This is a genomic window from Octadecabacter algicola (genome assembly GCF_021532625.1).
Lineage (GTDB): Bacteria > Pseudomonadota > Alphaproteobacteria > Rhodobacterales > Rhodobacteraceae > Octadecabacter > Octadecabacter algicola.
Genome location: NZ_JAKGAR010000003.1, coordinates 269,427 through 282,831, shown reverse-complemented (window position 1 = coordinate 282,831; position 13,405 = coordinate 269,427). Strand labels below are relative to the sequence as shown.

General features: G+C 54.5%; 16 protein-coding genes. 3 read left to right on the top strand and 13 right to left on the bottom strand.

Features of this window, described 5'->3' with window-relative positions; translation table 11 throughout:
* Positions 1 to 23: 23 nt before the first annotated feature.
* The 4 genes from L0666_RS12555 to L0666_RS12540 are packed head-to-tail and all read right to left on the bottom strand — an operon-like array spanning position 24 to position 2,953.
* Complete coding sequence (locus L0666_RS12555; protein ID WP_235261710.1) at positions 24 to 947, bottom strand: OmpA family protein; 924 nt, start codon at positions 945 to 947, stop codon at positions 24 to 26.
* Positions 944 to 1,513: a peroxidase-related enzyme gene (locus L0666_RS12550; RefSeq protein WP_235261709.1), complete on the bottom strand. Its 570-nt coding sequence runs from the start codon at positions 1,511 to 1,513 to the stop codon at positions 944 to 946. Before L0666_RS12550 ends, L0666_RS12555 begins: the two co-directional genes overlap by 4 nt.
* Position 1,514: 1 nt before the next feature.
* Positions 1,515 to 2,234 (bottom strand): GNAT family N-acetyltransferase, encoded by a 720-nt coding sequence (locus L0666_RS12545; protein ID WP_235261708.1) that lies wholly within the window; start codon positions 2,232 to 2,234, stop codon positions 1,515 to 1,517.
* Positions 2,231 to 2,953 (bottom strand): competence/damage-inducible protein A, encoded by a 723-nt coding sequence (locus tag L0666_RS12540; RefSeq protein WP_235261707.1) that lies wholly within the window; start codon positions 2,951 to 2,953, stop codon positions 2,231 to 2,233. The genes L0666_RS12545 and L0666_RS12540 overlap by 4 nt, the downstream gene beginning before the upstream one ends.
* 39 nt (positions 2,954 to 2,992) lie before the next feature.
* Between L0666_RS12540 and sfsA the strand changes: the two genes are divergently transcribed.
* Together sfsA and map are read left to right on the top strand one after the other, a co-directional pair.
* Positions 2,993 to 3,688, top strand: coding sequence for a DNA/RNA nuclease SfsA (gene sfsA, locus L0666_RS12535; RefSeq protein WP_235261706.1), 696 nt, complete (start codon positions 2,993 to 2,995; stop codon positions 3,686 to 3,688).
* A gap of 99 nt (positions 3,689 to 3,787) precedes the next feature.
* On the top strand, positions 3,788 to 4,597 hold the full coding sequence (gene map, locus L0666_RS12530) for a type I methionyl aminopeptidase (protein ID WP_235261705.1): 810 nt from the start codon (positions 3,788 to 3,790) through the stop codon (positions 4,595 to 4,597).
* On the opposite strand, the gene L0666_RS12525 is transcribed toward map, so the two are convergent.
* The 3 genes from L0666_RS12525 to L0666_RS12515 are packed head-to-tail and all read right to left on the bottom strand — an operon-like array spanning position 4,594 to position 6,982.
* The gene (locus tag L0666_RS12525) at positions 4,594 to 5,235 is read right to left on the bottom strand and encodes an HAD family hydrolase (RefSeq protein WP_235261704.1); all 642 of its coding nucleotides are present in this window, start codon (positions 5,233 to 5,235) and stop codon (positions 4,594 to 4,596) included. The genes map and L0666_RS12525 overlap by 4 nt on opposite strands.
* Positions 5,232 to 5,777, bottom strand: coding sequence for a 16S rRNA (guanine(966)-N(2))-methyltransferase RsmD (rsmD, locus tag L0666_RS12520; RefSeq protein WP_235261703.1), 546 nt, complete (start codon positions 5,775 to 5,777; stop codon positions 5,232 to 5,234). The genes L0666_RS12525 and rsmD overlap by 4 nt, the downstream gene beginning before the upstream one ends.
* The gene (locus L0666_RS12515; RefSeq protein WP_235261702.1) at positions 5,774 to 6,982 is read right to left on the bottom strand and encodes an NAD(P)/FAD-dependent oxidoreductase; all 1,209 of its coding nucleotides are present in this window, start codon (positions 6,980 to 6,982) and stop codon (positions 5,774 to 5,776) included. Before L0666_RS12515 ends, rsmD begins: the two co-directional genes overlap by 4 nt.
* An 83-nt stretch (positions 6,983 to 7,065) precedes the next feature.
* Here L0666_RS12515 and L0666_RS12510 point away from each other — a divergent pair, with 83 nt between their 5' ends.
* Positions 7,066 to 7,554: a peroxiredoxin gene (locus L0666_RS12510; protein ID WP_235261701.1), complete on the top strand. Its 489-nt coding sequence runs from the start codon at positions 7,066 to 7,068 to the stop codon at positions 7,552 to 7,554.
* 18 nt (positions 7,555 to 7,572) lie between these two features.
* Here the strand turns inward: L0666_RS12510 and L0666_RS12505 are convergent, their stop codons facing one another.
* From L0666_RS12505 to L0666_RS12480, 6 genes are read right to left on the bottom strand one after another with little or no spacing between them, the layout of a single operon-like run.
* On the bottom strand, positions 7,573 to 7,851 hold the full coding sequence (locus tag L0666_RS12505; protein WP_235261700.1) for a 4a-hydroxytetrahydrobiopterin dehydratase: 279 nt from the start codon (positions 7,849 to 7,851) through the stop codon (positions 7,573 to 7,575).
* Positions 7,848 to 9,032, bottom strand: a complete 1,185-nt coding sequence (locus L0666_RS12500; protein ID WP_235261699.1) for a GNAT family N-acetyltransferase — start codon at positions 9,030 to 9,032, stop codon at positions 7,848 to 7,850. Before L0666_RS12500 ends, L0666_RS12505 begins: the two co-directional genes overlap by 4 nt.
* A 30-nt stretch (positions 9,033 to 9,062) precedes the next feature.
* On the bottom strand, positions 9,063 to 9,815 hold the full coding sequence (locus L0666_RS12495) for a glycerophosphodiester phosphodiesterase family protein (protein ID WP_235261698.1): 753 nt from the start codon (positions 9,813 to 9,815) through the stop codon (positions 9,063 to 9,065).
* Positions 9,815 to 10,276: a RidA family protein gene (locus L0666_RS12490; RefSeq protein ID WP_235261697.1), complete on the bottom strand. Its 462-nt coding sequence runs from the start codon at positions 10,274 to 10,276 to the stop codon at positions 9,815 to 9,817. The genes L0666_RS12495 and L0666_RS12490 overlap by 1 nt, the downstream gene beginning before the upstream one ends.
* Before the next feature lie 30 nt (positions 10,277 to 10,306).
* Positions 10,307 to 11,602 (bottom strand): HlyD family type I secretion periplasmic adaptor subunit, encoded by a 1,296-nt coding sequence (locus L0666_RS12485; RefSeq protein ID WP_235261696.1) that lies wholly within the window; start codon positions 11,600 to 11,602, stop codon positions 10,307 to 10,309.
* A complete protein-coding gene (locus tag L0666_RS12480; protein ID WP_235261695.1) occupies positions 11,599 to 13,353 on the bottom strand; it encodes a type I secretion system permease/ATPase in 1,755 nt (584 codons plus the stop codon). The genes L0666_RS12485 and L0666_RS12480 overlap by 4 nt, the downstream gene beginning before the upstream one ends.
* Positions 13,354 to 13,405 lie beyond the last annotated feature (52 nt).

The window sequence follows — 13,405 nt, the reverse complement described above, 5'->3', positions numbered from 1 at the left end:
TTTTTATGGGAATGAGTACCCTGTCATTCGGTTGAGGTGATGATCACTTCGACACGTCTGTTTGTTTCGCGACCTTCTTCGGTCAGGTTCGTGGCGACGGGTGCAAGGTACCCCATTCCTTCGGCCTCTAGCTGGCGACGCGGTACTGAGTACGCCGTCACTAGGCGTTCGAGAACAGACCCTGCACGCCGTTTCGAGAGGGCAATATTCCCGTCCAGCGACCCAACCGTGTCCGTGTGTCCGACCAATGCAACTGTTCGGTTTGGGTTGGCGATCAGATAATTGGCAAGATCTTCCAGAGTTTGAAACGTCCCCTCGCCCAATTGCGCGGACCCTGTTTGAAACGCCAGATCGGCCAATATGAAACGTCCAACGTTTTCCAATGATTGAGCAAGGTCGCCCGTGATTGTCGGTGTAACAGCTCGAACGGCTGGGGCGTCAGCTTCGGCTACGATGCTGCTGCCTGCTGTGCCTACGCGAATGACCTGCACAAATCCCGTCGACGATGATCGACTTACTAGGATACTGAGTAGTTCTATTTCGCCATCGACGTCTCGTTGTAGCGCCAAAAACCGGAAATCGCCTAAATCGACGTGCATAGCGGGTGCGGGCAGGACATCCGTTGAGAACCGGAAATCAAAGCCACCACAGCCATCATCCGTGCAGCGAAACAAGACTTCGAACCCATCCTCAACCAATTGGTTCTCGAGGGGGCGTAGGAGCTGAAGCGTCGTAATACCGGCGGCATCAACGTGCCATGCTTGACTGCGAACTTCCCCGGTGCCGGTCAAAACTGGCATCCCTTCTGGTGACCATGGCGCAGTCGGCATAGCGTAACTGCCCAGCCCTTCGACCTCTTCTACAGCTAACGTTGCGTTCGCGGGCATGTCCAATGTCACTGCAGCGGCCTGAAGGGGCATCAAGAGAAGGGCGATGTATCGGATCATCGGTCTAGCGCGTGGTATTCATCATTGGGACGCATGTCTGTGGCACTTGCCATGCGGTTCGTCATGTTGAAAAAACCCATGACAGCGGAAATGTCCCAAATATCACGATCATTGAAACCAGCGGTTCTTAACGCGCTACGGTCCGTCTCTGCGATTTCGCAGCTGGCCTTGGTTGCTTTTTCCACGAAGGTTAGCATCGCCATCTGTCGTTCTGTTAAATCAGCCGCCCTCCAATTCATTACCAATTGTTCACCTAAAATAGGATCGCCTGATAACGCCCTTACCGCTTGGCCGTGGGCCGTGAGGCAATAAAAGCACTTATTGATCGACGATACGACGACTGCGATCATTTCTCTTTCGAGTTTGCTTAGGCCTGATTCAGCGAGCATCAGATCATTGTACATCGTCGAAAACGCATCCAGTTTTGCTGGATCAAAAGCGTAGGCACGAAGAACATTGGGCACGAAACCGAGTTTTTCGTCACATATCGAAAAGTATTTTGCGATATGATCTGGAAGTGGATCAGCTTGCGGTAGGTTTAACGCTGTCGGTTGATCGTTAGACATTTCAGTCCTCGGTTTGGATGCGGTAGTGGTATCCTCCCACAGGAGTGAACCCCATGGAAGTATAGAGAGCATTGGCACCGACATTTGCTTTCGTCACCAAGAGAGCGACTTGCGTTGCGCCGCGCCCTTGCGCCCAAAATGCCAAGGCGCGGATCATGTGGCGGCCTACGCCCTGACGGCGAAATGCAGAAGCCGTCTCAATCGCGTGCAGCATTGCGACCCCATCGTGAATGGCCGCAAAGGCTGTTCCGGCAGGTGTATCATGAACGCGGCCCAAGATTGTTGTCTTTGGACTTTCGGCACGTTCCATCACTGCCAATCGCGCATCATCGATACCGCCTGCATCCCAAATCTCGGCCTGCGTTGCCAATGGCGGCCAAACCTCAAAACATGTGACGGCAGGCGGGCGCTCGGTTGCGATTTTTTCGACGGGGGCGGTGTAATAGGTGACTGGGTCTTTGATCGCGTAGCCGTCACGTTCGAGCGCGGCATCGAGTGTGTCTTCTCCTGCGCGGACCATGAATAGCGGGTTTTGCCCGATGTCACGCATTGCGTTCGCCGCAAGGGGGTATTCCTCAAGTTTTGCGGCTTTTGTCGCCGTAGCTGCGCTTACACGACTGCCGCCACCAGCGCCCTCACGAATGGTCCAACCGCTCACATCGCGGAGCGATTTGGCGGGCCATGTGGCGTCGATCAAAGACGTGAGTATTTCAGGTGTCATGTGGGAAACGCAGCCTTTAAGTCAGTCAGCGCGGCAGAAACGCGTGCTGCGTCTTGTCCACGGATCACGATGTTGGACCCGTACCTTCCGTCTTTCTGGAACGGGTAGGATCCAACTGAAAGGTCTGCATAGGACGCAGCTAAATTGGCAAGCGGCCCAGCGATATCTCCTTCGCCACGATCAATGCGCAAAGTTTCTGACAACAGTGGTGCGCCGCCTGAAAGCGTGGGCAGAATTGTCGCCACCATTGCTTGAAATACGGATGGCACACCTGCCATAACGTGCACGTTTTGCACTGTGAAACCGGGCGCGATGCTGACGGGGTTGTCGATCAGAGTTGCGCTGTCTGGAATGCGGGCCATGCGCAGGCGGGCGTCGTTTAGCTCCTGCCCATTGCGGTCGTAATGGGCTTGCAACAGCGCTCGGGCATCGTCGCGCACGTCGATGTGGTCATCAAATGCTGCCGCGATGCAATCGGCGGTAATGTCATCGTGGGTTGGCCCGATTCCGCCGGATGTGAAAACCGTACCGTAGGCACTAGACAGTGCCTTAACGGCCGCAACAATTGCAGGTGCATCGTCACTGACCACACGCACTTCTTTCAGGTCGATCCCCACTTTCGTAAGTTCCCCAGCGAGATGATACATATTGGCGTCGCGTGTGCGACCAGACAGGATTTCATCGCCGATAACTAGCATGGCGGCAGTGGGATTGGTCATGCACTTCTCCTATGGTTGGGAATGGTATAAATCGCGCTTATGCGCTTTGCCACTCCCCTTGTTCCGGCCCGACTGATCCGCCGCTATATGCGGTTCTTGTCTGATGTAGAACTCTCCGATGGCACGGTCGTAAAGGCTCATTGCCCGAACCCAGGTTCAATGATGGGGTTGAAGGACGAAGGGATGCGGGTTTGGATTGAGCCCAATGACGACCCTAAGAAAAAGCTCGACTGGGGGTGGCGGCTGGCCGAACTGCCCGATGCCTTTGTCGGGATTGATACAGGCGCTGCCAATAAAGTCGTCGCCGAGGCCTTAGCCGAGGGGATCGACGCTCTAAGCGGGTACGATGTGATCCGGCCTGAGGTGAAGTACCGCGAGAAAAGCCGTGTCGATTTTCTACTCAGCAGTAGCGGACGGCGGGATTGTTATCTCGAAGTGAAATCGGTGACCCTTTCACGACAAGCGGGATTGGCAGAGTTTCCAGACAGCGTCACAGCGCGCGGCGCAAAGCACCTTGGCGATTTGGCAGCAATGGTCGAACAAGGTCATCGGGCTGTGTTGTTGTTTTTGGTGCAACGAACGGATTGCGATCGCGTGACGTTGGCTGCAGATATCGATCCGACCTATGCCGCTGCATTTAAGGCCGCACAGGCGGCTGGAGTTGAAGTAATATGTCTGGCTTGCGCGATTACACCCGATGGGATCACGGCTACCCATCAGCTGCCGTACGGCTGATCGACCCTTCCACAAGAGATAATTCAGCCAGATGAAGCCCGAGGGGGTTTTGAAAACGATAGATGTGTCTTATCTGGTCTTAAGACAAAGGATTAAGTGATGAGCACCTCAAAAGCCACGATGACAAAAGACGGCATTCGCCTGTATGAACCCGCTGATTTTGCAGGCATGCATAAGGCCGGACAATTGGCCGCTGAGATTTTGGATCGGATCGCAGAGCACGTGACTCCAGGTCAGACGACCGAGGCGCTTGATACGTTGATTACCCAGTGGGTCAACGAAGCTGGCGCCAAGTCTGCCACGATCGGTTACAAAGGCTACAAACACGCAAGTTGCATCAGTGTTAACCATGTCGTTTGCCACGGAATTCCGAGCACGAAGACACTTAAGTCAGGTGATATCATCAATATCGACGTGACCGTGATTGTCGACGGTTGGTTCGGTGACACGAGCCGAATGTATGTCGCGGGCGGCAAACCAAGCGTGAAAGCAAAACGCTTGATCGATGTGACACATGACGCGCTGATGCTGGGAATTGAGGCCGCTAAGCCAGGGAATACGTTTGGTGATATTGGCCACGCGATCCAAACCTATGCCGAAAGTCAACGCATGTCGGTCGTACGCGATTTTTGCGGACACGGTCTTGGTGTTGTGTTCCATGCGCCACCAAACGTTTTGCACTATGGCCGCGCGGGAACGGGACCTGTACTGCAAGAGGGCATGTTCTTTACGATTGAACCGATGGTGAACCTTGGGCGGCCAGAAACGAAGATTTTGGCTGATGACTGGACTGCCGTAACGCGGGACAAGTCACTGTCAGCTCAGTTCGAACATTCCATTGGGATTACAGCAGACGGTGCAGAGATCTTTACGACCTCGCCAGCTGGAAAATTCCACCCGACGTTCTAATTCAAGATCAGCTGTTGTACCTGCGCCATCGAGTTGGCGACTTCAGCCCCGAGCGCAGCAAGATCCGCGTCCTGACCTTCTGTCGCGAACCCAATTGTGCGCACGCCTGCAGCGATCCCAGCACTGCACCCTGCGGTACTGTCGTCAATCATCACGGTCTTTCGCGGGTCTACATTCGTCTGCGCGATCGCATGTAAGATCATTGCGGGGTCAGGTTTGGGCAAGTAATCTTCACGGCACATGATACGGCCGTCGAACCGATCCCAAAGCCCCGATGGTCGGAGCGATAGTCGCATCTTTTGCATTGTGCCATTAGATGCAATGTAGTGGGGCACGCCAGCTTCGACCAATGCGTCAAGAATTTGAAACACACCGTCAAACACGTCAACGCCTTGGGCAAGTCTCGCGTAGATCAGGCCATACACCTCGTCGAGCCAACTGTCAGGCAAATCGGCGCCGCGCCTTTTCCCTTCGGCCATCACGGTGTCCATCGTGCCACCAGTAAAGAGATCAGCGACCTCACCCCCGTTTAGTGGGAGGCCATAATGAGTGAAGCTTTCAGCAATGATTGTCGCGGTCGCGTGTTCCGTATCGACCAGAACGCCGTCGCAATCAAAAACAACGAGTTCGGGGGTCATTGGGCCCTCAATAACGTAATATGTGTGTCGCCATAGCGGCGCAGGTCGACTTGCTCAAAACCAGCAACTGCTTGTGGAGTGTTTTCTTCAAATACGATCAGCGCGTCACCTGCCAGCCATCCGCTCTTGTGCGCGATCAAAAGCGCGGCCTCTCCAAGTGATTTACCGTATGGAGGGTCTAAGAACACGAGGTCGCAGGGCGCTGATGCCATTGGCAACTTGTTTGCCGCACACGTCAGCAAAGTCGTGTCATCTTCGCGGCGGGTCTTGGCGATGTTCTCACGGATGAGTTTTTGGGCGACGCGGCCATTGTCCACAAACGTCACATGCTCAGCGCCGCGTGACAACGCTTCTAGACCCAATGCACCCGTGCCAGCAAACAGATCCAGAACCCGCGCGCCGTGCGGTAAGCTGTAGCTCATTAGAACGTTGAACAGGCTTTCGCGCACACGGTCCGGTGTTGGTCGCAGATGAGCGGCCTCGTCACCCTTGCCTACACTCGCAAGAGTTAGTCCGCGATGCTGTCCAGCAATGATCCTCATGCTTTTAGCAATGCTTTCATGTCGGTGTCTGGATTTGCGATGACGTCAGGTGCGGGTGATTTTCCAGCCTCGATCAGGCGTTTTCCGATCATGTAGTTGCGCGGATCATTCATGGCATCAACCGCGAGCAGCGTCTCATCGCGGTAATACCAATGTGACTGCGCGCCGCCCGTTTTACGGACGACAATCCGAGTGTAACCCACGTTCAATCCAGCGATTTGTAGTTTGCAGTCATACTGATCTGACCAGAACCACGGCTTGGGCTGATAGGGCGTATCAGCACCCATCATATTGCGCGCCACGGCTTCCGCCTGATCAATGGCATTTCCGACGCTTTCAATACGGGTTTGGGATCCATTCCAGTTTAGCGTGGCACAATCGCCAGCGGCCCAAATATGTGGGTCCGATGTTCGGCCATTGGCATCAGTGACGATGCCGTTTTCGCAGGAGACACCCGCGCTTTCGGCCAGTGCGGTTGCAGGCGTTATCCCAACGCCAACAATCACAAAGTCGCAGTCCAGAGTCGTCCCATCCGTCAAGATCGCGCCGCTCACTCGAGTATCGCCCGTCAAACGCTCTAGCCCGACACCTTCGCGGATGTCGACGCCATGCGCGCTATGGAGGTTACGGAAGTATTCAGACGTTTCTGGTGCGGCAACACGCTGTAAAATCCGATCAGCCATTTCAACCAAAACGACATTCAGGCCGAGTTTTGCAGCCACGGCCGCCGCCTCAAGGCCAATGTAGCCGCCGCCAACAATCAATAGCCGTTTGCCAGCAACGAACTCGGGTGCCATTGCATCGGCATCCGCCAAATCACGAACAGCATAAACGCCTTCCAAGGTGCCGCCGATAGAACTGGGCAACATGCGTGGGTGGGATCCAGTCGTCAAAGCCAGTTCGTCGTAAGTAAGCACTTCGTCACCTTCTAGAGTGATCGATTGCGCTGCCGCATCCACCGCGACCACACGGGTCCCCGTGCGCAAGGTGACGTTGTTGGTCTCATACCATTCGCGGGGACGCAAAAAGAGCCGTTCACGTTCCATCTCGCCTAGCAGATATGCTTTGGACAACGGCGGCCGTTGATAGGGTGGGTTTTCCTCGGCTCCGAGCAGCGTAATCTCACCTTCAAAGCCTTCTGAACGAAGTTTTCCTGCAAGCGAGGCCCCGGCCTGACCTGCGCCGATCACGACAATATGGCTCATGAATAGCGGTTCCATCTGGTTGCTGACAAAATGGACCCTATAGTGAGGGCAGCGACCAACGCAATTGCCGAAAAGGACTAGATATGACGATTTCAGAGGGCGACAAACTGCCAGATGCAATGCTTGTAAAGATGGGCGAAGACGGCCCCGAAGGAATTTCGGTTTCTTCTTTGACCGAAGGGCGCAATGTTGTGATTTTTGCGGTACCAGGTGCGTACACAGGAGTTTGTACAACGGCGCACGTTCCAAGCTTTATTCGCACAAAGGATGAGTTCAAAGAACGCGGCGTTGAGGAAATCATCTGCTTGTCCGTCAATGACCCATTCGTTCTGGACAGTTGGGCCGAAGCGACTGGTGCGGCTGATGCCGGCATCGTGACCGTTGGTGACCCAGCAGGCGAATTTACCAAAGCGATCGGCATGGATTTCTCTGCGCCGCCTGCGGGTCTTATCAATCGGTCCAAACGCTATGCGATGCTTGTGATGGATGGCGAAGTTAAGGTTCTTAACGCAGAAGAAAGCCCCGGTACCTGTGAAACGTCAGCAGGCGAAGGCCTGTTGGAAGACATGTAATCGAAATGCGTTGGCGGATTATCCCGCCAGCGCATCCATCCGCTTGGCTAGTTTCAGGTCGAGCCCTGTTAGCCCACCTGTATCATGGGTCGTGAGAGTCACATCGACGGTTTTGTAGACATTGAACCATTCGGGATGATGGTTGAGTTTTTCAGCAACAATGGCCACGGATGTCATCCACCCGAAAGCCTCAACAAAGTTCTTGAACGTGAATGTCTTGCGAGCATCGGTGTCACCAACGACCCAACCTGCTGCAGCCAATTCATCCCGTCCGGCTTGGTCTAAAGTATCGTTCATTCCTGTTCCTCAATGTCCGCCTGCCGGAACGGGCCGTAGTTGGTCAGCACTTCGATTTCCTCCGATACGGCGGCACGTTCAGCGGTTAGGTATTTGGCAACCGCATCTCGAAACCCCGCGTCTGCAAACCAATGTAGCGAATGGGTTGTAACCGGAAGATACCCCCGCGCCAATTTGTGTTCACCTTGCGCCCCCGCCTCGACCCGCTTCAGCCCGTGGGCAAGCGCATAGTCGATTGCCTGATAATAACAGATCTCGAAATGCAGGCAGGCATGGTGTTCGGTGCAGCCCCAATAGCGCCCATAAAGTGTGTCGCGTCCGATAAAGTTCATCGCACCTGCAATGGGCTCTCCGTCCCGTTCCGCAAACACCAATAGGATATCATCCTTCAAGCGTTCTGCCGCGATATCAAAGAACGATCGCGTCAAATAGGGCTGTCCCCATTTGCGTGCTCCGGTGTCTTGGTAGAACGCCCACATCGCATCCCAGTGATGGGGTTGAATGTCTTTGCCAGACACCTGCACGATATCCGCATCAATCGCCTGTGCTGTCGCGCGTTCTTTGCGCAGTGTCTTACGTTTCCGCGATGACAGTTCGGCTAGAAACCCGTCCCAGTCTTTGTAACCATTATTCGTCCAGTGGTATTGTTGAGACGTGCGATGCAGCAACCCCATTTCGGCGCCAGCAAGGGCCTCGGCTTCTGTGCAAAAGGTTGCGTGTAGTGACGACAGATTATTGTCAGCCGTGATCTGAACAGCCCCTTGGATCAAAGCACCCATGCCTTGAACTTCAAACCCTGGGCGGGTCAGGAACCTTCGACCTGTGACAGGCGTAAAGGGCGCGGCAATCTGGAGTTTCGGATAGTATTGCCCACCTGATCGCTCAAACGCTTGTGCGAAGTTGTGGTCGAACATGTATTCGCCTTGGCTATGGGATTTTCCATAGAGCGGGGCGACGCCGATGAGTTTTCCGTCTAGTCGTGCTGTAAGGTAGTGTGGGGTCCATCCGGTTCCTGCGCCGACACTGCCACTTTCTTCTAGAGCATTTAAGAAGCGATAGGTGGTGAACGGATCAGTCGCGCGTCCGTTTTTCGCCTCGGGGCAGGCGCATGCGTCCCACTCGGCTGGGTCAATCCCAGAGAGTGACGCGTGTGTACTTATTTCGATCGCGCTGCCGTCCATGGTTAACAAGTGGCGCTCATGCGCGCATAGTCAAGCAAAGTAGCCCTCAAAGGTGACATTGTCGGCAATCTTGCGTGCTTCTAACTCGCGCTGAGCGCTTTTTATCGTCCAACACAAAACGGGCACGTTTCGTGCCTTGAGTTCGGCGACGTGTGGCGATGCGAGGTCATCCCATTGATGACTGATAAAACAGGCATCGACGCGGTCGAAATCGGGGATCGTGGCGAGGTGTTCGCGTACGGCGGCTGGCACAGTTGGCCAACTTTTTTCGCTGTAAGGGCAGGTCGTGATGCCGCGGGGAATTGAGGGGGCATAGTCACGGCAGGCCGCAACAGAGTGGGGGTTGAATGACATCAAAGCTACGTCGCCACCGTACCCTTTCAATGTTTCGGCTACGGCTTTTTCCAGAGGCCCGACAGCTTTTCCAAGTGCGCCGTCCTGATCCTTGATTTCGATTAGCAATGGAACACGCCCCGCGACGCTGTCCAAGACCTGCGCCAAAGTTGGGATTGTGCCCCCGCCGCCGCTTAGGGCGATTTCCCTTAGTTCAGCAGCGTTGCGCTGGGCGATTGGGCCTTTTTCGGCTGTTAGTCGATCTAAGCTATAATCGTGGAACACCATCGGTATTCCGTCTTTTGACGGCTGAATATCGATCTCTATGCCGTACCCAGCCTCAGCGGCCGCAAGAACAGCCGCAAGGGAGTTTTCGGCCCGAGAGGTATCGTGCAAAGCGCGATGTGTTATTGGTCTTTCAAAAAAACTAGCGGGTAGGCCGGTCGTCATTATGGTGCGATCTCGAATATAGCTTCGATTTCTACGGCCACGCCAAATGGCAGGGATGCGGCGGATACCGCGCTGCGGGAATGGCGACCCTTGTCGCCCAAGGCTTCTACCATGAAATCCGAACACCCGTTGATGACTTTTGGTTGGTCACCAAAGTCTGGCGTCGAATTGACGAAGCCAACCAGTTTAACAACCCGTACAAGGCGGTCGATGTCTCCGTCGCAACCAGCCTTGAGTTGCGCCAACAAAGAAATGGCGCAGGCTTTGGCAGCCAGGGCGCCGTCTTCTGCGGTTAGATCATCGCCAAGCTTTCCAACGATGAATCCATCGTCATTCGCCGAAATCTGGCCGGAAACGAACAGTAGGTTTCCGGTTTTTACGAAGGGCACATAGTTGGCGGCTGGAGCAGGCGCATCGGGAAGTGAGACACCAAGTTCTGCGAGGCGAGTTTCAATAGACATGTATGATCCTTTCGGGATGTTACGCCAACGCTAGCCGTCTCTAAAGGTGCGTGCAATATAGTCCATCAAGGGGCGGGTCAGGTAATTCATCGGCGTGCGATCTGCTGTACGGATGAAGGCTTCCACGGGCATCCCGGGGATAAGGGTTGTCCCATCCGGCAGGCGTGCTAATTCGCCTTCGTTCAGTTGAACCTCAGCGCGATAGTAGGTCGCATTGGTCGCATTATCCGAAAACGCATCCGCTGACACGAGTGCTACCGTTCCATAGAGTTCGGGCGTCGTGCGTTGATCTAGTGCCGAGAACCGCACGCTCACTTCTTGGCCAATGGTCAAGACATCAACGTCCGTCGGGGCGACTTGAGTGGCAATGACCAGAGGACGATCTTGCGGTACAATGAACATGAGTGGGTCGGCGGGCTGGATAACCACACCAGCCCCGAACACTTGCAAACTGTAGATAATGCCACCGACAGGTGCCCGAATATCGAGCCGCTCCAACTGGCGAATAATCGTCGTGCGCCTCTCTCTTAATTCGAGTTCGTTGAACTGGAGGTCCCGAAGTCGAGTGATCGCTTCTTCTCTTCGGGTTGTGGTGATGCCCAGAATTTCGATCTCAATCTCCGTGATACGCTCTTGTGCTCCTGCGACAGAGGCCGTCAGTTCCCCAACTTGGCCCTGCAATCTAGCGCGTTCCCGTTGCAAGTTCAGAACCGTACTTGCTTGTGCAAGGCCGCGTTCAAGTAAGGATTGCTGATTGCTCAACTCTTCATCGATCAAGGCAAGTTGGGTTTCGAGTGCGTCTTGCTGTGCGACGATCCCACGGATTTGCGATGCGATTTGGTCCTTACGATTGCCAAGTTGTTCGGTGCTTCGCGCGACCGATTCAAGTCGCGCGCTGAAAAGGTTTTCCTGACCGTCCTTAAGCGATTGAACGACGACGGGATTACCCTCGTCGAGCACCGGGTCAAAAATAAGAGAAGCCGCGCCATCTCTTTCGGCTTTAAAACGTGCACTTCGCGCCAATGTTTCAAACAACTGGGCCTCGACAACAGCTAGATTGGCCTGAAGATCCTGCGCATCAAGACGCAAGAGAATATCCCCTTGCGCTATGACATCACCTTCCTTGACCAAAATATCTGTGACAACACCACCGTCTGGGTGCTGAACAACTTGGCGGTTCTGGTCGACTTCAATCAAACCACTGGCAATTACGGCACCTGAAATCTGTGCTGTAACAGCCCATCCTCCGAATCCGCCTACAAGTATCAAGAGTGCAAAAACGCCAACTGAAAGCGGGCGTCGTGCTGACCATTCAGTTCGTTTCATGTGACACCCCCGCCTTGGCCTTTACTTCGATCGATTTGCGCCCGATTGGCGAGAATTTGCGATTTCACTTCTTCGGTGGGGCCAAATGCTTTCAACACACCGCCGTCCAGATACATGAGCTTGTCGCACTGTTCGATCGCCGCTGGGCGATGGGCCATGACAAAGACGCAGCGCCCTTCTTCGCGCATGGTCTTGATCGCGTTGTTGACGGCGACAGACCCTTCGTTGTCGAGGTTGGAATTCGGTTCGTCCAAAACGAGATACACAGGATCCCCATACATGGCGCGGGCCAGTCCGACGCGTTGGACCTGACCCCCAGATAGCCGTCCACCTGTTTCATCTACGATTGTGTCGTAGCCATCGGGCAAACGAAGAATCATTTCATGAGCGGCGGCTCGCTTGGCGGCTTTGATGACTGCCGCGTCGTCTGGGTTCGGCGACATACGGGCGATGTTGTCCCGTATTGAACCGCTCAAGAGCGTGACGGTCTGCGGCAGATATCCAACATACCCGCCCAAGACATCTGGTTCGTATTGATCCAATGACGCGCCATCCAGGCGGATGGTTCCGCCAGCGGGAACCCATAGCCCTGCTAAGGCACGAGCGAGTGTCGACTTACCTGCACCAGAAGGGCCAATTACGCCGACCGCCTCACCGGGATTGAGCTTGAATGACACCATTCTTAGTGACGCTTTGGTTTCACTGGGGGGCAAAACAGTAACTTGATCCGCGACGATGAGAGATCTCGGTCTTGGCAATTCCGTCCGGTGTTTTTGTTGAGGCACAGCGCCCAACAGACGCGACAGGCTTGCCCAACCACTGCGCCCACGGTTCAAGACTGGCCATTGGTTGACCAGCAGTTCAATCGGCGCGAGTGCGCGACCCATAAGAATTGAACCGGCGATCATGGCACCGGGCGTCAGTTCTCCTTGAAGAACCAAATAGGCCCCAACCCCAAGCATTGCCGACTGAAGAAACAGCCGGAATGTTTTAGTCAAACTGCCAAATCCGCCGCCCAAGTCACCCGCTTTGATGCCGGCGCGCAAAGACTTGTTACGCAGATCAATCCATCGTTGAAACGCAGAAGACCGCATTCCAAGCGCTTGGATCATGTCGGCGCCACTTCGCAACTGTTCGCCCATGGCTTCAGCGTGAAATGTCGCTTCGTTGGCTTCGGCAAGAGGGCGTCGGCTGCTCAGTTGGTTGATAATCGCGATTATGACCAAAATGATCCCGCCGCCGATTGCCAAATAACCAAGGTATGGATGGAAAATGAAAATACCCAGCACGAAGATAAGCGTCCACGGCAAATCAAAAATGGCCATCGCTACAGGTGACGTGACGGCGCGTTGAACCGATTGGAGGTCGTTTTGACCGGTCGCTGCTTCTGTTGGGACGCGACCTGTTGCGCGGGCACGCATGACGGCGTTGAACACCCGTTCGTCTAAATCCGTTTGGAATTGAGCGCCAACTCGGCTCATAATGCGACCGCGGGCATAGTCCAAAATACCCATCATCAAATACATGAACCCGACCAATACGGACAATGCGATCAAGGTTTCATAAGATCGGGAACCAAGTACGCGATCGTAAACATTGAGCATATAGAGCGGGCCAGTCAGCATCAGCGCATTAACGAAGCTACTGAATATTGCCACGAACCAATAAAGCGCGCGCGACTTTTTGCGAACGCCTAATAGTTCTGACCGGCCTGCGCGAGTTTCGGCGCTGGTCGCTTCTTTATTCATCATGGGCGATTTTCCGCCTTCCTTATTGCCGCAAATCCGCGGGCAATCGTTATAA